This window comes from Rhizobium sp. Leaf321, assembly GCF_001423215.1.
GTDB classification, from domain to species: domain Bacteria; phylum Pseudomonadota; class Alphaproteobacteria; order Rhizobiales; family Rhizobiaceae; genus Neorhizobium; species Neorhizobium soli.
Map to the genome: position 1 here is coordinate 187,095 of NZ_LMOF01000008.1, position 18,710 is coordinate 205,804.

General features: G+C 60.7%; 17 protein-coding genes. 14 read left to right on the forward strand and 3 right to left on the reverse strand.

Going from position 1 to position 18,710, the window contains the following annotated elements; translation table 11 throughout:
- Positions 1-6 precede the first annotated feature (6 nt).
- Positions 7-651 carry a methyltransferase gene (locus tag ASF70_RS17965; protein ID WP_062581672.1) on the forward strand — a complete coding sequence of 215 codons (645 nt, stop codon included), beginning with the start codon at positions 7-9 and terminating at the stop codon, positions 649-651.
- Positions 652-656: 5 nt separating this feature from the next.
- Here ASF70_RS17965 and ASF70_RS17970 read toward each other — a convergent pair whose 3' ends face one another.
- Positions 657-1,151: a hypothetical protein gene (locus ASF70_RS17970; RefSeq protein WP_062462473.1), complete on the reverse strand. Its 495-nt coding sequence runs from the start codon at positions 1,149-1,151 to the stop codon at positions 657-659.
- A gap of 285 nt (positions 1,152-1,436) precedes the next feature.
- Between ASF70_RS17970 and sdhC the strand changes: the two genes are divergently transcribed.
- The 13 genes from sdhC (at position 1,437) to lpdA (ending at position 16,512) form a co-directional block, all read left to right on the forward strand.
- The gene (gene sdhC / locus ASF70_RS17975) at positions 1,437-1,829 is read left to right on the forward strand and encodes a succinate dehydrogenase, cytochrome b556 subunit (RefSeq protein WP_062462475.1); all 393 of its coding nucleotides are present in this window, start codon (positions 1,437-1,439) and stop codon (positions 1,827-1,829) included.
- 12 nt (positions 1,830-1,841) lie between these two features.
- Positions 1,842-2,222 (forward strand): succinate dehydrogenase, hydrophobic membrane anchor protein, encoded by a 381-nt coding sequence (gene sdhD, locus ASF70_RS17980; protein ID WP_062581676.1) that lies wholly within the window; start codon positions 1,842-1,844, stop codon positions 2,220-2,222.
- Between the two features lie 6 nt (positions 2,223-2,228).
- Entirely contained in the window at positions 2,229-4,082 is a 1,854-nt protein-coding gene (gene sdhA, locus ASF70_RS17985; protein WP_062581678.1) for a succinate dehydrogenase flavoprotein subunit, read from the forward strand.
- 17 nt (positions 4,083-4,099) lie between these two features.
- Positions 4,100-4,879 carry a succinate dehydrogenase iron-sulfur subunit gene (locus tag ASF70_RS17990; protein ID WP_062462483.1) on the forward strand — a complete coding sequence of 260 codons (780 nt, stop codon included), beginning with the start codon at positions 4,100-4,102 and terminating at the stop codon, positions 4,877-4,879.
- A gap of 201 nt (positions 4,880-5,080) precedes the next feature.
- A complete protein-coding gene (locus ASF70_RS17995; protein ID WP_062581681.1) occupies positions 5,081-5,620 on the forward strand; it encodes a protease inhibitor Inh/omp19 family protein in 540 nt (179 codons plus the stop codon).
- Positions 5,621-5,641: 21 nt separating this feature from the next.
- Positions 5,642-6,805 carry a cell division protein ZapE gene (zapE, locus tag ASF70_RS18000; protein WP_062462489.1) on the forward strand — a complete coding sequence of 388 codons (1,164 nt, stop codon included), beginning with the start codon at positions 5,642-5,644 and terminating at the stop codon, positions 6,803-6,805.
- Between the two features lie 173 nt (positions 6,806-6,978).
- The gene (gene mdh / locus ASF70_RS18005; RefSeq protein ID WP_062581683.1) at positions 6,979-7,941 is read left to right on the forward strand and encodes a malate dehydrogenase; all 963 of its coding nucleotides are present in this window, start codon (positions 6,979-6,981) and stop codon (positions 7,939-7,941) included.
- Positions 7,942-7,975: 34 nt separating this feature from the next.
- Complete coding sequence (sucC, locus tag ASF70_RS18010) at positions 7,976-9,169, forward strand: ADP-forming succinate--CoA ligase subunit beta (protein ID WP_062581685.1); 1,194 nt, start codon at positions 7,976-7,978, stop codon at positions 9,167-9,169.
- Between the two features lie 15 nt (positions 9,170-9,184).
- Positions 9,185-10,087 (forward strand): succinate--CoA ligase subunit alpha, encoded by a 903-nt coding sequence (sucD, locus tag ASF70_RS18015; protein WP_062581687.1) that lies wholly within the window; start codon positions 9,185-9,187, stop codon positions 10,085-10,087.
- Between the two features lie 243 nt (positions 10,088-10,330).
- Complete coding sequence (locus tag ASF70_RS18020) at positions 10,331-13,330, forward strand: 2-oxoglutarate dehydrogenase E1 component (protein ID WP_062581691.1); 3,000 nt, start codon at positions 10,331-10,333, stop codon at positions 13,328-13,330.
- A gap of 61 nt (positions 13,331-13,391) precedes the next feature.
- Positions 13,392-14,645, forward strand: a complete 1,254-nt coding sequence (gene odhB / locus ASF70_RS18025; protein ID WP_062581693.1) for a 2-oxoglutarate dehydrogenase complex dihydrolipoyllysine-residue succinyltransferase — start codon at positions 13,392-13,394, stop codon at positions 14,643-14,645.
- A gap of 15 nt (positions 14,646-14,660) precedes the next feature.
- The gene (locus ASF70_RS18030; protein WP_062581695.1) at positions 14,661-15,074 is read left to right on the forward strand and encodes an MAPEG family protein; all 414 of its coding nucleotides are present in this window, start codon (positions 14,661-14,663) and stop codon (positions 15,072-15,074) included.
- Positions 15,075-15,105: 31 nt separating this feature from the next.
- Complete coding sequence (lpdA, locus tag ASF70_RS18035; RefSeq protein WP_062581696.1) at positions 15,106-16,512, forward strand: dihydrolipoyl dehydrogenase; 1,407 nt, start codon at positions 15,106-15,108, stop codon at positions 16,510-16,512.
- A 91-nt stretch (positions 16,513-16,603) separates the two neighbouring features.
- On the opposite strand, the gene ASF70_RS18040 is transcribed toward lpdA, so the two are convergent.
- Together ASF70_RS18040 and ASF70_RS18045 are read right to left on the reverse strand one after the other, a co-directional pair.
- On the reverse strand, positions 16,604-17,674 hold the full coding sequence (locus ASF70_RS18040; RefSeq protein WP_062581697.1) for a TraB/GumN family protein: 1,071 nt from the start codon (positions 17,672-17,674) through the stop codon (positions 16,604-16,606).
- A 78-nt stretch (positions 17,675-17,752) separates the two neighbouring features.
- Positions 17,753-18,688 (reverse strand): tyrosine recombinase XerC, encoded by a 936-nt coding sequence (locus ASF70_RS18045; RefSeq protein WP_062581699.1) that lies wholly within the window; start codon positions 18,686-18,688, stop codon positions 17,753-17,755.
- Positions 18,689-18,710 lie beyond the last annotated feature (22 nt).

An 18,710-nucleotide genomic window follows, 5' to 3' on the forward strand; every position in this document is an offset into this window, starting at 1 on the left:
GCGTCCTTGAAAACCGACCCTGCGACCTTCATCCTCGCCAACACGGATGTCACCGCGCCGCCGCATGTTCCGGAGATCCGGCTTCATCTGGCGACCGAGGCGCATGACCTCTGGCTGAAGACGGAGGAAGAGTTGCAGGCGATCGGTCTGCCGCCGCCGTTCTGGGCCTTCGCCTGGGCCGGCGGGCAGGGGCTCGCCCGCTATATCCTCGATCATCCGGGTACAGTAGCCGGCAAGCGGGTGCTGGATTTCGCATCGGGATCCGGGCTGGTGGCGATCGCGGCAAAACAGGCTGCTGCAGCCCAAGTGCTCGCCGCCGATATCGATCCCTGGACGGAAACTGCGGTGCGGCTCAACGCCGCGGAGAACGACGTAGAGATATCCTTCACGTCGCAAGATCTGATCGGGCGAGAGATCGAGGCGGAGGTGCTGCTCGCCGGCGACGTATTCTACGATCGCGTCATGGCCGATCTGTTGATACCGTGGTTTACCCGGTTATCGGAAGCGGGAAAGGTCGTTCTGGTCGGTGATCCCGGCAGGAGCTACTGCCCCAAGGATCGGCTTACCGAGATGGCCGTCTACCAGGTACCCGTCACCCGGGCACTTGAAGACAGCGAGGTCAAAAAGACGACCGTGTGGCAGTTCGCCTGAGACGACTATCGGCCGCCGCGAATGACGCAGACGCCGGCTTCAAACGAGCAGGATTTGTTCGAGGCCACCGCGTTGCCGCCCATCTCCTGCGCTACATCGATCACCTTGGCTTTCGGGGCGAGTGCCAGACTGCGGCGTTCCTGCTGCGGCCAGTAGATATCGTCGCGCACAAAATAGGTCCCATTGCCAGGGACCGAGTAGGCCTGGATCGAACCTGCATAGGTATCAATCCCGCGCGTGAAGGATGACGAGCCCCGATCAAAGCGACCCGATGCATAAGTACGGGTCATCCGGTTGATCTCGGCAGGACGGTTGCGTCGTCCGTCACCCTGGCGATCCCAGCGATTGTTTTCGACGAACTGGTGGCGATGGCCTCTGTCGTATCCACGGTCGGCATAGCCCTGATGGTGATGCCTGCGATCTGCCGCAGAAGCGACTGATGCGAAGGCTGCAAGCACTGCTGCGGCGATGACAAGGGGCTTGATCCGGTGACTGATCATGACGAACTCCGCGACACACAGGTTAACGAAACATTAACATGGAGCGAAAGCGGGTTTCTGGCAAGAAACCAATTGTTCGGGTTTGCCAGATATCGTGCCGCGATCTGGCAAACCCGAGACCTTGAGAAAAACACAATCGATTAAATTCTCGATCGTTTAGAATTGTTCTTGTCGTTGGGGAATTCCAAGATTAAACCACGCGAATGATGCAATGCACATTTTCTCGGCAGCGTGCATTGCCAAGGGCTCCCGCTCTTTGACGCATTACGACGCCGCGAGGTTCTGATGGCGAATGTGACTAACAACCGGCCTCTGTCGCCGCATCTCTCAATCTACAAGCCAATCCCCACAATGGTCATGTCGATCGTTCACCGTATCACCGGTGGCGCTCTGTATTTCGGCACGATCCTTGTCGCGTGGTGGCTGATCGCTGCAGCAAGCGGCCCGGCTTACTACGACTGGGCCAACTGGGCGCTCGGCAGCATTCCCGGCAAGCTGGTTCTTCTCGGCTATACATGGGCGCTGATCCACCACATGCTCGGCGGCTTCCGCCACTTCATGTGGGACTTGGGCCGTGGCTTCGAGAAGGAATTTTCGACCAAGCTCGCCATCGCCAACATCATCGCATCGCTCTGTCTGACCGTGCTGGTCTGGGTGGTCGGCTTCATCGTTCGCTAAGGAACAGCTTCCATGGATATGCGCACCCCGCTCGGTAAGGTCCGCGGACTGGGCTCCGCCAAAGACGGTACCGAACATTTCTGGCGCCAGCGGATGACCGCTGTTGCCAACGTGCCGTTGATGACCTTTTTCGTGATCTTCATGATCATCTATGCCGGCAAGCCGTTTGCCGAAGTGGTCGAAGCGCTGTCGAACCCGTTCGTCGCTGTCGTCATGGGCCTTGTCGTGATCTCCGGCATCATCCACATGAAGCTCGGCATGCAGGTCATCATCGAGGACTACGTGCACAGCGAGTTCGCCAAGATCCTGTTCGTCATGCTCAACACATTCTTCTCGATCCTGATCGCCGGGCTCTGTCTGTTCGCCGTTCTGAAGATCGCTTTCGTAGGATAATCCGTCATGGCATCCGTCACCCCCATCGCTCCAGGCGCCTCTCAGACCGGCAAGGCCTATACCTATGTCGACCATTCCTATGACGTGATCGTCGTTGGGGCCGGCGGTGCAGGATTGCGCGCCACGCTCGGCATGGCCGAACAGGGCTTCAAGACGGCCTGCATTACCAAGGTCTTCCCGACCCGTTCGCATACGGTCGCAGCGCAGGGCGGCATTGCCGCCTCGCTGCAGAACATGACACCCGATTCGTGGCAGTGGCACCTCTATGACACCGTCAAGGGTTCCGACTGGCTCGGCGACGTCGATGCCATGCAGTACATGGTCATGGAAGCACCCAAGGCCGTTTACGAACTCGAACATTACGGCGTGCCTTTCTCGCGCAACGAAGAAGGCAAGATCTACCAGCGCCCGTTCGGCGGCCACATGCAGAATTTCGGTGCCGGCCCGCCGGTGCAGCGCACCTGCGCTGCCGCAGACCGCACCGGCCACGCCATCCTGCATACGCTCTACGGCCAGTCGCTGAAGCACAACGCGGAATTCTTCATCGAGTATTTCGCACTCGACCTGATCATGTCGGATGACGGCCGTTGCACCGGCGTTGTCGCCTGGAACCTCGACGACGGCACGATCCATCGCTTTACCGCCAAGATGGTGGTTCTGGCGACCGGCGGTTACGGCCGCGCCTATTTCTCGGCAACCTCTGCCCATACCTGCACCGGCGACGGCGGCGGCATGGTGGCGCGTGCCGGCATGCCTCTTCAGGACATGGAATTCGTCCAGTTCCACCCGACCGGCATCTATGGTTCGGGCTGTCTCATCACCGAGGGTGCACGCGGCGAAGGCGGCTACCTCGTGAATTCCGAGGGCGAGCGCTTCATGGAGCGCTATGCGCCATCCGCGAAGGATCTGGCCTCCCGTGACGTGGTCTCGCGTTGCATGACGCTGGAAATCCGCGAAGGCCGCGGCGTCGGCAAGAACAAGGACCACATCTTCCTCCATCTCGACCATCTCGATCCGGCCGTCCTTCACGAACGTCTTCCCGGCATTTCCGAAAGCGCCAAGATCTTTGCGGGCGTCGACGTGACGCGCGAGCCGATCCCGGTTCTGCCGACCGTGCATTACAACATGGGCGGCATCCCCACCAATTACTGGGGCGAAGTGCTGAATGCGGACGCCAACAACCCGGAACGCATCCTGCCTGGCCTGATGGCCGTCGGTGAAGCCGGTTGCGCCTCGGTGCACGGTGCCAACCGTCTCGGCTCCAACTCGCTGATCGATCTCGTCGTGTTCGGCCGTGCCGCCGCCATCCGCGCCGGCCAGGTGATCGACCGCGTCGGACCAATCCCGGCATTGAACACGGCCGCCTGCGACAAGATCATGGACCGCTTCGACAGCCTGCGCCACGCCAGCGGCTCCACGCCGACGGCGATCCTGCGCGACAAGATGCAGCGCACCATGCAGGATGATGCCGCCGTGTTCCGCACACAGGAGTCGCTGGAATCCGGTTGCAAGCGCATGTCGGCAATCTGGGGCGAAATGCGCGACGTGAAGGTCACCGACCATTCGATGATCTGGAACTCGGATCTCGTCGAAACGCTCGAACTGCATAACCTGATGGCGAACGCGATCACCACGGTCTACGGCGCCGAAGCGCGCAAGGAAAGCCGCGGTTCTCACGCACGCGAGGACTATACGGACGGCGCGTTTTCCGGCCGCGACGACGTGACCTGGCGCAAGCATACGCTTGCCTGGGTCAACGACGCGGGCGACGTGAAGCTCGACTATCGCCCGGTCCACACGGACCTGATCGCCGACGGCATCGATCCTTACAAGATCGAGCCGAAAGCGCGCGTGTATTGATCTGAGGAAACTGGAACATGGTTGAACTCGCTCTGCCCAAGAATTCCCAGATGACCGAAGGCAAGGTCTGGCCAAAGCCGGATGGTGCCACGAACGTCCGAGAATACCGCGTCTACCGCTGGAGCCCGGATGACGGCCAGAACCCGCGCATCGATACGTTCTACATCGATATCGACGATTGCGGCCCGATGGTTCTCGATGGTCTTCTCTACATCAAGAACAATATCGACCCGACGCTGACACTGCGCCGTTCGTGCCGCGAAGGCATTTGCGGTTCCTGCGCGATGAACATCGACGGCACCAACACGCTTGCCTGCACCAAGGGCATGGATGACGTGAAGGGAACGGTCAAAGTCTATCCGCTGCCGCATATGCCTGTGGTCAAGGACCTGGTTCCGGATCTGACAAACTTCTACGCCCAGCACCGCTCCATCGAGCCCTGGCTGAAGACCGTCTCGCCGACGCCTGCCAAGGAATGGAAGCAGAGCCACGACGACCGTCAGAAACTCGACGGTCTCTACGAGTGCATTCTCTGCGCCTGCTGCTCGGCATCCTGTCCCAGCTACTGGTGGAACGGCGACCGCTATCTCGGTCCGGCTGTTCTGCTTCAGGCCTATCGCTGGCTGATCGACTCCAGAGACGAAGCCAAGGGCGAGCGCCTCGACAACCTCGAGGATCCGTTCCGGCTCTATCGCTGCCACACGATCATGAACTGCGCGCAGACCTGCCCGAAGGGTCTGAACCCTGCCAAGGCGATTGCCGAAATCAAGAAGATGATGGTCGAGCGCCGCGTCTAGTAAAACCTTACAGTATCCCGACCCTGCAGACGCACGGTCGGGATTTTTCGATTAAAACAGCTCGCGTAATCGTGACAGTTGTCGTGCCTTCGCCAAATAGCGCCGGTATGACTTGATTAACTAAGTCCTTTTACGGTAATTCCGTCTCAATTGAATGGATCAGTTCCATGCAGAGATGCGGCTGAAAGCAGGAGTTTTGTGATGCAGTTCAGATATGTGGCGACAGGCGTTGTTCTTGCGCTGGCTCTTGCCGGTTGCCAGCGGACGTCCAATACCTCCTCTTATGCTGATCTGCCAGCACAGCCGTCCCGGCCCGCGCCGCTCCAGGCACAGCCTGTTCAGGGTGTGCAGGGCGGCCAGCTTCCACCTCCGGGTGGTGCAGCCCAATATCCGACGGCGCCTCAGGGTGGCCAGCAGATGGCATCCGTCGATCCGAATGCTGCGGCGCCTGCCAATGCTCTCGATATTACCAAGCAGCAGATGGTCGGCAACTGGCGCGTTGCCAATGGCGGCTCGTCCTGCGACATGTTCCTGACGCTCACCAATCTCGGCAGCGGATCGCGCGGCGGCACCCGTGGCTGCTCCGGCGAACTGACGACGATGGGTTCGTGGGAAGTGTCGGGCAAGATGGTTCAGTTCAAGAACCGCGCCGGCGACGTCATCGGCCGCGTCTACAAGAGCGGCGATACCCGTTTCGACGGCACCACCAATTCGGGCCAGCCCCTCGGTCTCAGCCGGTAAACGGTCTGCGGAGGCGGCAGGGTGGAGCCGATCCCGGACTACACATCGAGCGTCGGTGAAGAGCTGAAGGCACTGGCGGCGTCCGGGGTGCTGACTCCGGACACTGCGCAGATGCAGGTGGCCGCCAAGCTCGACCACATTCTCAAATGCTTCAGAGACACGAAGCCAGCCAAGAAGACGAGTGCACTCGGCTGGCTGTTTGCCCGCGGTGGCGGCAAGCCGCGGGAAATCCGCGGACTTTATGTGCATGGCAGCGTCGGTCGCGGCAAGACCATGCTGATGGACATGTTCTTCAAGAAGGCATCCATCGCAAAAAAGCGGCGTCTGCACTTTCACGAATTCATGGCCGACGTGCATGGACGTATCCACGAGCACCGTCAAAAGCTGAAACGCGGAGAGACGAAACAGGCAGATCCGGTGCCGCCGATCGCTGCGGCCCTGTTCGCAGAAGCGGAACTTCTCTGCTTCGACGAATTCTCGGTGACCGATATCACCGATGCCATGATCCTTGCACGTCTGTTCACGGAATTGTTCGGCCTTGGATGCGTTCTCGTCGCGACCTCGAACGTAGCCCCCGACGATCTTTACAGGGATGGCCTCAACCGCGGTCTGTTCACGCCGTTCATCGCGTTGCTCGGCCGCTACGTGGATGTCGTCACGCTGGACTCGCCAACCGACTACCGGATGCAGAAGCTGGCGAGCCTGCCCGTCTATGTGACGCCTCTCAGCCCCCAAGCGGATCTCGCGATCGAAAACACCTGGCATCAGGTGATCGACGGCGAGAAGGCGAGCCCTGTCGAGTTGCCGATGAAAGGTCGCACCATCAAAGTGCCGCTGGCGTCCGGCCGGGCTGCACGGTTCAGCTTTTCGGACTTGTGTGAAAAACCGCTAGGCGCGTCGGACTATCTGGCGATCGCCGATCGCTTTGACGCTGTCTTCATTGAGCACGTCCCGCAGCTCGGACCCGAAAAGCGCAACGCAACCAAGCGCTTCATCAATCTCGTCGATGCGTTCTACGACCATTCGGTCAGACTCTACGTCTCCGCCGCGAGCGAACCGGATCAGCTTTTGTTGGAGAAGCGCGGCACCGAGGGGTTCGAGTTCGATCGAACAATCTCCCGTCTCTGGGAGATGCGGAGCGCCGATTACCTCGCTCTGCACAACGCAAAGCGTCAAGAAGCCTGACACTTTCATGACAGAAGTTCTTACGTTTACGTAAGGTAATTGATATCTAACCGATTGAAAAATATCACTCCGAAATAATCGATTGCGATTTTTCCGATATGGCGCTATCGGTGGCGCCGCACGTGAACCTGCTATGACTTGACGCAGGTAAAGTCTTGAGAGGAAGCTTTTCGATGGCGCGCAAGAAAATTGCACTTATTGGTTCGGGCATGATCGGTGGCACGCTGGCACATCTTGCCAGCCTGAAGGAGCTGGGCGACATCGTCCTCTTCGACATTGCCGACGGCATCCCGCAGGGCAAGGGCCTCGATATTGCCCAGTCCGGTCCCGTCGAAGGCTTCAACGCCAAGCTTTCCGGTGCTAGCGACTATTCCGCCATCGAAGGCGCTGACGTCTGCATCGTCACGGCCGGCGTTGCCCGCAAGCCCGGCATGAGCCGCGACGATCTGCTCGGCATCAACCTGAAGGTGATGGAACAGGTCGGCGCCGGTATCAAGAAATACGCCCCGAACGCATTCGTCATCTGCATCACCAACCCGCTCGATGCGATGGTCTGGGCTCTGCAGAAGTTCTCCGGCCTGCCGAAGAACATGGTCGTCGGCATGGCCGGCGTTCTCGACTCGGCTCGTTTCCGCCTGTTCCTGTCGGAAGAATTCAACGTTTCCGTCCAGGACGTCACGGCCTTCGTTCTCGGCGGCCACGGCGACACGATGGTGCCGCTCGCCCGTTACTCGACCGTTGGCGGCGTTCCGCTGACCGATCTCGTCAAGATGGGCTGGGTCTCTGCCGAGCGTCTCGAAGAAATCATCCAGCGCACCCGTGACGGTGGCGCTGAAATCGTCGGCCTGCTGAAGACCGGTTCTGCCTACTACGCTCCGGCTGCTTCGGCGATCGAGATGGCTGAATCCTTCCTCAAGGACAAGAAGCGCGTTCTGCCTGCCGCTGCTTACCTGTCCGGCCAGTACGGCGTGAAGGACATGTATGTCGGCGTTCCCACGATCATCGGTGCCGGTGGTATCGAGCGGATCATCGAAGTCGAATTCAACAAGGACGAAGAAGCTGCCTTCGCGAAGTCGGTCGGCGCTGTTTCGGCTCTCTGCGAAGCCTGCATCAATATCGCGCCTGCGCTGAAGTAATCGCCTTCGGGCGCACGGATTTAAGGATACGTCGATGAACATTCATGAATATCAGGCCAAGGCCCTCCTGAAGGGTTATGGCGCACCGGTTGCGGAAGGTGTTGCAATCTTCTCCGCAGAAGAAGCCGAAGCTGCTGCAAAGCAGCTGCCGGGTCCGCTTTATGTGGTGAAGAGCCAGATCCATGCTGGTGGCCGCGGCAAGGGCAAGTTCAAGGAACTCGGACCGGAAGCCAAGGGCGGCGTTCGCCTGGCTTTCTCGATCGATGAAGCCAAGAGCCATGCCAAGGAAATGTTCGGCAACACGCTGGTGACCGCGCAGACCGGCGACGCCGGCAAGCAGGTCAACCGCCTCTACATCGAAGACGGTGCCGACATTGCCCGCGAACTCTATTGCTCGCTGCTCGTCGACCGTTCGGTCGGTCGCGTTGCCTTCGTCGTTTCGACCGAAGGCGGTATGGACATCGAAGCTGTCGCTCACGACACGCCCGAGAAGATCCACACGATCGCGATCGATCCGGAAGCCGGCGTGACGGAAGCAGACATCGCTGCGATCTCTTCGGCGCTCGAACTTTCGGGTGCTGCCGCAGAAGACGCAAAGTCGCTGTTCCCGCTGCTCTACAAGGCCTTCAACGAGAAGGACATGGCGCTCCTCGAGATCAACCCGCTGATCGTCATGAAGGACGATCACCTGCGCGTTCTCGATGCCAAGATGTCCTTCGACGGCAACGCGATCTTCCGCCATGACGACGTCAAGGCGCTGCGCGACGAGTCGGAAGAAGACGCCAAGGAAATCGAAGCCTCCAAGTGGGACCTCGCTTACGTGGCGCTCGACGGCAACATCGGCTGCATGGTCAACGGTGCCGGTCTCGCGATGGCGACGATGGACATCATCAAGCTGTACGGCAAAGAGCCTGCAAACTTCTGCGACGTCGGCGGTGGCGCCGGCAAGGAGAAGGTCGCTGCAGCCTTCAAGATCATCACGGCTGACCCGAAGGTCGAGGGCATCCTCGTCAACATCTTCGGCGGCATCATGAAGTGCGACGTCATCGCCGAAGGCGTTGTCGCAGCGGTTCAGGAAGTCGGCCTCAAGGTTCCGCTCGTCGTGCGCCTCGAAGGCACCAATGTCGAGCTGGGCAAGAAGATCCTCAACGAATCGGGTCTTGCGATCACGGCTGCTGACGATCTCGACGATGCTGCCAAGAAGATCGTCGCGGCGATCAAAGCCTAATTTGGGGACCTGATAATGTCTATTCTCGTTAACAAGAATACCAAGGTCCTGGTTCAGGGCCTGACCGGCAAGACCGGCACGTTCCACACCGAACAGGCGCTTGCCTACTACGGCACGCAGATGGTCGGCGGTATCCATCCGAAGAAGGGTGGCGAAACCTGGACCGGTTCGAAGGGCGAAAGCCTGCCGATCTATGCGACCGTTGCCGAAGCCAAGGAAAAGACCGGCGCCGATGCGTCCGTGATCTACGTTCCGCCAGCCGGTGCAGCTGATGCGATCATCGAGGCGATCGAAGCCGAGATCCCCTTCATCACCTGCATCACCGAAGGCATTCCGGTCATGGACATGGTTCGCGTCAAGGCTCGCCTCGACCGTTCCAGCTCGCGCCTGCTCGGCCCGAACTGCCCGGGCGTTCTGACGCCGGAAGAATGCAAGATCGGCATCATGCCGGGCTCGATCTTCCGCAAGGGTTCGGTCGGTATCGTGTCGCGCTCCGGCACGCTGACCTATGAAGCCGTGTTCCAGACGTCCAACGAAGGCCTCGGCCAGACGACGGCTGTCGGCATCGGCGGCGATCCGGTCAAGGGCACCGAGTTCATCGACATCTTGGAAATGTTCCTCGCAGACGAAGCCACGCAGTCGATCATCATGATCGGCGAAATCGGCGGCTCGGCTGAAGAAGAAGCGGCACAGTTCCTGATCGACGAAGCCAAGAAGGGCCGCAAGAAGCCGATGGCAGGCTTCATCGCCGGCCGGACCGCTCCGAAGGGCCGCACCATGGGCCATGCCGGCGCTGTCGTTTCCGGCGGCAAGGGCGATGCGGAATCCAAGATCGCTGCCATGGAAGCAGCGGGCATCAAGGTTTCGCCTTCGCCAGCACGTCTCGGCACGACGCTGGTTGAAGTCCTCAAGGGCTAACGCCACATAAAGGTCACCCATCGCCGATAGATAGACGGCGATGGACCAGACATCAAATGACCCGCGGGTTGCTGCATGCGACCTGCGGGTAAGTCGCTCAAGGGTAGGTCTACCCGAGGTAGGTCTACTAAAGAGCGGCGCCGCTCGCAGCGGTATCGAGCCATACGTCAGAGAATGCGGTTTCCGGTCAATTCATCCGGTGCCGATCAGGTCAGGAGGCGGGCGCGGCGCCCGCGGGAAGCAATGGCACGGCAAGAAGCCAACGAACAGTTCCTCATCACGTCTTTCCTCGATGGTGCGAACGCTGCCTATATCGAGCAGCTCTATGGGCGCTACGAAAGTGATCCAACGTCGCTTTCCGAGGAATGGCAGGCCTTCTTCAAGGCGCTGGCAGACAGCCCCGAAGATGTCAGGAAGGCCGCGCAGGGCGCCTCCTGGAAACGTTCGAACTGGCCGATCCCCGCCAATGGCGATCTGATCTCGGCACTCGACGGCAACTGGCCGATCGTCGAAAAGGCGATCGAGACTAAGGTCAAGGCGAAGGCGGAAGCATCCGCTGCAGTGACCGGCCAGCCGGTGCAGCAGACCGACGTTCTGCAGGCGACCCGCGACAGCGTTCGCGCCATCATGATGATCCGCGCCTACCGCATGCGCGGCCACCTTCATGCCAAGCTCGATCCGCTCGGGATCGCGAGCCCGGTCGACGATTACAACGAGCTGTCGCCGAAGTCCTACGGCTTCGAAGAGAGCGATTACGATCGCAAGATCTTCATCGACAACGTTCTCGGCCTTGAATACGCGTCCGTTCGCGAAATGATCGAGATCCTCGAGCGCACCTATTGCTCGACCATCGGCGTCGAATTCATGCACATGTCCAACCCCGAGGAAAAGGGCTGGATCCAGGAGCGTATCGAAGGTCCCGCCAAGGGCGTCACGTTCACGCCTGAAGGCAAGAAGGCAATCCTTTCGAAGCTGGTCGAAGCCGAAGGCTACGAGCAGTTCCTCGACGTGCGCTTCAAGGGCACCAAGCGTTTCGGCCTGGATGGCGGTGAATCGCTCATCCCGGCGCTGGAGCAGATCATCAAGCGCGGCGGTCAGGAAGGCCTCGAGGAAGTCATCCTCGGCATGGCCCACCGCGGTCGTCTGAACGTCTTGACCAACGTCCTCGGCAAGCCGCATCGCGCCGTGTTCCACGAGTTCAAGGGCGGTTCGTTCAAGCCCGACGAAGTCGAGGGTTCGGGCGACGTGAAGTACCATCTGGGTGCCTCATCGGACCGTGAATTTGACGGCAACAAGGTTCACCTGTCGCTGACCGCCAACCCGTCTCACCTGGAAATCGTCAACCCTGTCGTCATGGGCAAGGCCCGCGCCAAGCAGGACATGCTGACCAAGGTCTGGGACAAGGACAACATCATTCCGCTGTCCGAGCGCGCCAAGGTTCTGCCGCTGCTGCTGCACGGCGATGCGGCCTTTGCCGGCCAGGGCGTGACGGCTGAAATTCTCGGCCTGTCGGGTCTCCGCGGCCACCGCGTGGCCGGCACGATGCATGTCATCATCAACAACCAGATCGGCTTTACCACCAATCCTGGCTTCTCGCGTTCGTCGCCTTATCCGTCGGACGTTGCCAAGATGATCGAGGCGCCGATCTTCCACGTCAACGGCGACGATCCGGAAGCGGTCGTCTACGCCGCCAAGATCGCCATCGAATACCGGATGAAGTTCCACAAGCCGGTCGTGGTTGATATGTTCTGCTACCGCCGGTTCGGCCATAACGAAGGCGACGAGCCTGCGTTCACTCAGCCGAAAATGTACAAGGTCATCCGCGCCCACAAGGCCGTGGCGGAGATCTATGCCGAACGTCTGATCGGCGAAGGTGTCATCACCGAAGGCGAATTCGAGAAGATGAAGGCCGACTGGCGCGCCAATCTCGAAACAGAGTTCGAGGCCGGCCAGAGCTACAAGCCCAACAAGGCCGACTGGCTTGACGGCCAGTGGTCGGGTCTTCGCTCCGCCGACAATGCGGACGAGCAGCGCCGCGGCAAGACCGCGATGCCGATCAAGGATCTGAGAGAGATCGGTCGCAAGCTTTCGACCATTCCGGAAGGTTTTAACGCCCACCGCACGATCAAGCGTTTCATGGATAACCGTGCGCAGATGATCGAGACCGGTGAGGGGATCGACTGGGCCATGGCGGAAGCGCTGGCGTTCGGCTCGCTCACCGTCGAAGGCACCAAGATCCGTCTTTCGGGTCAGGATTGCGAACGCGGCACGTTCTCGCAGCGTCACTCGGTTCTCTACGATCAGGAAACCGAAGAGCGCTACATCCCGTTGTCCAACCTCCAGGCTGGCCAGGGCAAGTACGAAGTCATCAACTCGATGCTGTCGGAAGAGGCTGTTCTCGGTTTCGAATACGGCTACTCGCTGGCGCGTCCAAACGCGCTGACGCTCTGGGAAGCCCAGTTCGGCGACTTCGCCAACGGCGCGCAGGTCGTGTTCGACCAGTTCATCTCGTCGGGTGAACGCAAATGGCTTCGCATGTCGGGTCTCGTCTGCCTTTTGCCGCACGGCTACGAAGGGCAGGGTCCGGAGCACTCCTCCGCCCGCCTGGAACGCTGGCTCCAGATGTGCGCCGAAGACAACATGCAGGTCGCAAACGTCACGACGCCATCAAACTACTTCCACATCCTGCGCCGTCAGGTGAAGCGCGACTTCCGCAAGCCGCTGATCCTGATGACGCCGAAGTCGCTGCTGCGCCACAAGCGCGCGACCTCGACGCTGGCGGAAATGGCGGGCGAAAGCTCGTTCCACCGTCTGCTGTGGGACGACGCGGAGATGATCAAGGACGGTCCGATCAAGCTGCAGAAGGACGCGAAGATCCGTCGCGTCGTGATGTGCTCGGGCAAGGTCTATTACGATCTGCTGGAAGAGCGCGAAAAGCGCGGCATCGACGACATCTACCTGCTGCGCATCGAACAGCTCTATCCGTTCCCGGCCAAGGCGCTCATCAACGAGCTCAGCCGCTTCCGCAATGCGGAAATGGTCTGGTGCCAGGAAGAGCCGAAGAACATGGGTTCGTGGTCGTTCATCGATCCGTATCTCGAATGGGTTCTGGCGCATATCGATGCCAAGTATCAGCGCGTCCGGTATACCGGCCGTCCGGCGGCAGCATCGCCTGCAACCGGCCTGATGTCCAAGCATCTGGCACAGCTGGAAGCCTTCCTCGAAGACGCTCTCGGCGGCTGATTTTTCAGCCGTCTCCACCAATTGCTCCGAAACGATATCTGACAAACACGGAAAATAGATCATGGCCACCGAAATCCGCGTCCCTACCCTCGGCGAGTCCGTCAGCGAGGCAACCGTCGGCACCTGGTTCAAGAAGGTCGGCGACACGGTCAAGGCCGATGAGCCGCTGGTCGAACTGGAAACCGACAAGGTTACCGTCGAAGTTCCAGCTCCAGCATCCGGCGTTCTGACAGAGATCGTCGCCCAGAACGGCGAGACCGTCGGCCTCGACGCGCTGCTCGGCCAGATCTCGGCCGGCGGCGCTGCTGCCGGCACTGCCGCACCGGCTGCACAGCCGGCGGAAGCCGCTCCGGGAAAGGCTGCCGAACCCGCAGCTGCTGCTCCGGCACCTGCCGCCGCAGCGCCTGCTGGTGGCTCGTCCATGCCGCCAGCACCGGCTGCCGCCAAGGTTGCTGCCGACAACAACATCTCCACCTCGGATGTCGACGGTTCGGGCAAGCGCGGTCAGGTCCTGAAGGGCGATGTGATCGCTGCCATTTCCAAGGGCCCGGCTGCTCCTGGCGCTCCGGCTTCGGTTCCGGCAGCTCCGCGCCCGGTTTCGTCGGCTGACGATGCATCGCGCGAAGAGCGCGTGAAGATGACGCGTCTGCGCCAGACGATCGCCAAGCGCCTCAAGGATGCGCAGAACACCGCCGCCATGCTCACCACCTATAACGAGGTGGACATGAAGGCAGTGATGGACCTTCGCAACCGCTACAAGGACGTGTTCGAGAAGAAGCACGGCGTGAAGCTGGGCTTCATGGGCTTCTTCACGAAGGCCGTCACGCATGCGCTGAAGGAACTGCCGGCCGTCAACGCCGAGATCGACGGTACGGACCTCATCTACAAGAACTACTGCCACGTCGGTATGGCCGTCGGTACCGACAAGGGCCTCGTCGTTCCTGTCATCCGCGATGCCGACCAGCGCTCGATCGCCGGCGTCGAAAAGGAACTCGGTCGTCTCGCGAAGGCTGCCCGCGACGGTACGCTGTCGATGGCCGACATGCAGGGCGGCACGTTCACCATCACCAATGGTGGCGTCTACGGTTCGCTGATGTCGTCGCCGATCCTCAATGCGCCGCAGTCGGGTATCCTCGGCATGCACAAGATCCAGGAGCGTCCGGTTGCGATCGGCGGCCAGGTCGTGATCCGTCCGATGATGTATCTGGCGCTGTCCTACGATCACCGTATCGTCGACGGCAAGGAAGCGGTCACCTTCCTCGTTCGCGTCAAGGAAAGCCTCGAAGATCCGGAACGTCTGGTTCTCGATCTGTAATTTGCGGAGAGCAAAATGGACGCCGCTTCAGCCAATGCGACCTATCTCTTGGTACTTCTGTGCCTGAGTGTCGTCCTGCTTCTCGTGCATATTCTGCTGCAGGGGAATTTCGCCACCAAGGATCGCGGCACGGCATGGAATGCCGGTCCGCGGGACGGCGATAACGAACCCCAGAGCGTGATGGCCGGTCGTGCGGCCCGCGCCTCGCGAAACTACCAGGAAACCTATCCCGCCTTTATCGGCCTGCTGCTGGCGATGATCCTTACCGGGGATTCGTCGGGCTTTGGCCTGTTCGGGGCCGCGGTCTGGCTGGTGGCGCGTATCGTCTACATTCCACTTTATCTCAAGGGCATTCCCTATGTCCGCTCGCTTGTATGGCTGGTCAGCCTCGTCGGCCTTGCGCTGATGATGATCGCACTGTTCGTGTGACCGCCTCCTGCTCAATCAAAAGGATAGTCTGATGGCTTATGATGTTGTCGTAATCGGATCCGGCCCGGGCGGCTATGTCTGCGCAATCAAGGCGGCCCAGCTCGGCCTCAAGGTCGCTGTCGTCGAAAAGCGGTCCACCTATGGCGGTACCTGCCTCAACATCGGCTGCATTCCGTCCAAGGCGCTGCTGCATGCTTCGGAAATGTTTGCGCATGTGGCGCATGGCGTCGAAGAACTCGGCGTCGAGGTTCCGGCACCGACGTTGAACCTTTCGAAGATGATGGCCCATAAGGATGCGACGGTAAAGTCGAACACCGACGGCGTCGCCTTCCTGTTCAAGAAGAACAAGATCGACGGTTTCATCGGCACCGGCAAGATTGTTTCGGCCGGCAAGGTCTCGGTCACCGGCGAAGACGGCAAGGTCCAGGAAATCGAGACGAAGAACATCGTCATCGCCACCGGCTCCGACATCGCCGGCATTCCCGGCGTCAATGTCGACATCGACGAGAAGGTCATCGTCTCCTCGACGGGCGGTCTGACGCTCGACAAGGTTCCGGCCAACATGATCGTCGTCGGCGGCGGTGTCATCGGCATGGAACTCGGTTCGGTCTGGTCGCGTCTCGGCGCCAAGGTCACCGTCATCGAATATCTCGACAAGCTGCTCGGCTCGATGGACGCGGACGTGTCCAAGCAGTTCCAGCGCATGATGGCCAAGCAGGGCATGGACATCCGCACGGAAGCCAAGGTTACCGGCGTCGAGAAGACAGAAACCGGCGCCAAGGTCACCTATGAGCCGGTCAAGGGTGGCGAAGCCGTCAGCCTCGAAGCCGATGTCGTGCTGATCTCCACCGGCCGCAAGCCATACACAGCAGGCCTTGGCCTCGAAGAAGCAGGCGTTGCGCTCGACAATCGCGGTCGCGTCGAAATCGACGGCGGCTACAAGACCAATGTTGCCGGCATTTACGCGATCGGCGACGTGGTGAAGGGCCCGATGCTGGCGCACAAGGCCGAAGACGAGGGCGTCGCTCTCGCAGAAATCCTGTCCGGCCAGCACGGACACGTGAACTACGACGTCATTCCGTCTGTCGTTTACACCCAGCCGGAAGTGGCATCGGTCGGCCGCACGGAAGAAGAGCTGAAGGCTGCAGGCATCGCCTACAAGGTTGGCAAGTTCCCGTTCACGGCGAACGGTCGCGCCCGCGCGATGCTCGCCACCGACGGCTTCGTCAAGATCCTCGCCGACAAGGAAACCGATCGTGTTCTCGGCGGCCATATCGTCAGCTTCGGCGCCGGCGACATGATCCACGAGATTGCCGTGCTGATGGAATTCAGCGGTTCGTCCGAAGATCTCGGCCGCACCTGCCACGCTCACCCGACCCTGTCGGAAGCCGTGAAGGAAGCCGCACTCGCGACCTTTGCCAAGCCGATCCATATGTGATCGGCAACAATATCGCATCGGAAAACCGGCCCCGTAACAGGGCCGGTTTTTTTGTGTCCGGTTGACGGGCGTACGTCCCTCGCCAGAGGGCTCAGTTCACAGCGGTGACTGTGAAACCCTGTTTGCGCAAGAGCTCGACCAGGCCGTCATCGCCCGGCAGGTGCAGTGCGCCGACGGCGATGAAGGCGCCGCCTTCTGAGAGGATGGGTGCCGCGCGTTCGGCCATCAGCAGGTTGCGCTTGCGCACGACCAGTTCCTCGAATTCGGCATAACCGCTTTCATCATCCTCGCCCTCGGGCACGACGGTCTTCAGGAAGGGGATGGTCATGCCCATGTCGCCGGAGAGATAGAGCCCGGTCATCGTCTCGAACACGTCGTCCAGCTTGGGACCGAGCTTGATCGCTTCGATCAGCGACTTCATGTGGATATCGACCGGAATGGCAGCCAAGGTCGAAAGCTGCTCGGCAAAGGTCTCAAGCCCCTTCACCGACTTGCCGGCTTTCGCCGCATCCAGCGCCAGCTGCTTGTCGAGGAAAGCGGCGTTCTGGGTCTTGCGGGCCATCTCGCAGGCGGGCATCGAGACCAGGCCCATCAGTAGCCAGGGCTTCATTCTCGAAACGGCGGCCAGCGGCACGCCGCGCTGTTTCAGGACATCGCTGAGAAGTGCGAGGTCATCCTTCGTCAGCAGGCTCTCGATCGAGCTGCCATCGGTAAACATCGTCAGCTCCGGCTTGGACAGCATGCCCGCCATCGCCTTCTGCTCGTCGAGCACTTCGTCCGATTCGACGACGATGGTCTTTGCTTCCTTGCCCGCGGCATGGGCGCCCTCAGGCATTTTCAGAACGCGTGGATCGGTCACATGCATGGTGCCGAGAAGGTAGGACGGGGGGAGGCCGGCTTTCTCGATTTTCCAGAAGATGCCGCGGCCGTTGGGGATTTTTTCGCCCTCTGCGACAACCTGCCGATAGGCGGCCGGATCGTTGGCCTTCATCTCCGCGATCAGGTCCCGCCCGGTGCAGGCCGGCGTCTCCGCGCGTGCGGCAAGCGAGGTGATCACGAGGCAGACCGAGGCCAGCAGCAGAACGTGCAGGGCGGCAAGCAACCAAAGCGCAGCCGTCTGGGCGCGTTGAAGGATTGTGCCGGCGAAAATGCTGCGGATCATGTCATCAGTCCCAATTGTAGGGCTCACCCTAGCGGGACTGCTCGAACAGCGGCTTAACCGATGTGGTTAAGGATGGGTTCATGCCCTTGGATGGGCGCGGTCGTAGACTTCGAGCAGTCTCGACGTATCGACGCCCGTATAGACCTGCGTGGTGGAAAGGCTGGCATGTCCCAGCAGTTCCTGGATCGTGCGCAGATCGCCGCCTCCGGCCAGAAGATGGGTCGCGAAGGAATGGCGCAGCGCATGCGGGGTGGCGCTGTCGGGCAGGTTGAACGCGCTTCTGAGCTTCTGCATCTCGCGCTGGATGATCGCCGGCTGCAGAGTCTTGCCGCGCGCACCACGGAACATCGGGGCATCGGCGGACAGATGGTAGGGGCAGAGTTTCCTATAGGTTTCGACAGCTTCGAGAATGACGGGAAGCAGCGGCACGATCCGCGTCTTGCCGCCTTTGCCAAGAATGCGAAGCGAGGTGGCGCCTGCATCGATATCGGCGGGCGTCAGGCCAAGCGCTTCCGAAATGCGAAGTCCGCAGCCATAGAGCAGCGTCAGGATGGCCGCGTCGCGTGCCGCGATCCACGGCTCCTCGTGCAGTTGCGCCTCTGAGGTAACGATGTTGAGGGCTTGGGCGTCGGTCAGCGGCTTCGGCAGCGATTTCGGTTGACGCGGGGCACGGATAGCGCCGGCGGCTGCCGCATTCACCAGTCCCTTGCGCTCCAGGTACCGCAGGAACGAGCGCAGCCCCGCGAGATGACGGCCGAGAGAACGCGCACCGGAGCCTTCGCGCCGCCGTGCTGCCAGAAAACTTCTCAAGTCTGCCGGACGCAGCGTATGGATATCCGAAATCGTCGGCGGTCCGGCGAGGTGCGTGGTCAGAAAAGTCAGGAATTGCCGGGTGTCGCGCTCATAGGCGTCAAGCGTGTTGGGCGACAGCCGGCGCTCGCCACTCAGGCTTTCCAGCCATTCGCGGCGCCTCTCGAGAAGATCGGGGGCGGCGATAATGAGCAGTTCGTTCATGAGGGCGACGTTGATTTCCGTG

Excerpts from the sequence above, each read along its gene's own strand:
- ASF70_RS17970 (WP_062462473.1), bottom strand. The coding sequence starts at position 1,151 with ATGATCAGTCACCGGATCAAGCCCCTTGTCATCGCCGCAGCAGTGCTT.
- sdhC (WP_062462475.1), top strand. The coding sequence starts at position 1,437 with ATGGCGAATGTGACTAACAACCGGCCTCTGTCGCCGCATCTCTCAATC.
- sdhD (WP_062581676.1), top strand. The coding sequence starts at position 1,842 with ATGGATATGCGCACCCCGCTCGGTAAGGTCCGCGGACTGGGCTCCGCC.
- sdhA (WP_062581678.1), top strand. The coding sequence starts at position 2,229 with ATGGCATCCGTCACCCCCATCGCTCCAGGCGCCTCTCAGACCGGCAAG.
- ASF70_RS17990 (WP_062462483.1), top strand. The coding sequence starts at position 4,100 with ATGGTTGAACTCGCTCTGCCCAAGAATTCCCAGATGACCGAAGGCAAG.
- ASF70_RS17995 (WP_062581681.1), top strand. The coding sequence starts at position 5,081 with ATGCAGTTCAGATATGTGGCGACAGGCGTTGTTCTTGCGCTGGCTCTT.
- mdh (WP_062581683.1), top strand. The coding sequence starts at position 6,979 with ATGGCGCGCAAGAAAATTGCACTTATTGGTTCGGGCATGATCGGTGGC.
- sucC (WP_062581685.1), top strand. The coding sequence starts at position 7,976 with ATGAACATTCATGAATATCAGGCCAAGGCCCTCCTGAAGGGTTATGGC.
- sucD (WP_062581687.1), top strand. The coding sequence starts at position 9,185 with ATGTCTATTCTCGTTAACAAGAATACCAAGGTCCTGGTTCAGGGCCTG.
- ASF70_RS18020 (WP_062581691.1), top strand. The coding sequence starts at position 10,331 with ATGGCACGGCAAGAAGCCAACGAACAGTTCCTCATCACGTCTTTCCTC.
- odhB (WP_062581693.1), top strand. The coding sequence starts at position 13,392 with ATGGCCACCGAAATCCGCGTCCCTACCCTCGGCGAGTCCGTCAGCGAG.
- ASF70_RS18030 (WP_062581695.1), top strand. The coding sequence starts at position 14,661 with ATGGACGCCGCTTCAGCCAATGCGACCTATCTCTTGGTACTTCTGTGC.
- lpdA (WP_062581696.1), top strand. The coding sequence starts at position 15,106 with ATGGCTTATGATGTTGTCGTAATCGGATCCGGCCCGGGCGGCTATGTC.
- ASF70_RS18040 (WP_062581697.1), bottom strand. The coding sequence starts at position 17,674 with ATGATCCGCAGCATTTTCGCCGGCACAATCCTTCAACGCGCCCAGACG.
- ASF70_RS18045 (WP_062581699.1), bottom strand. The coding sequence starts at position 18,688 with ATGAACGAACTGCTCATTATCGCCGCCCCCGATCTTCTCGAGAGGCGC.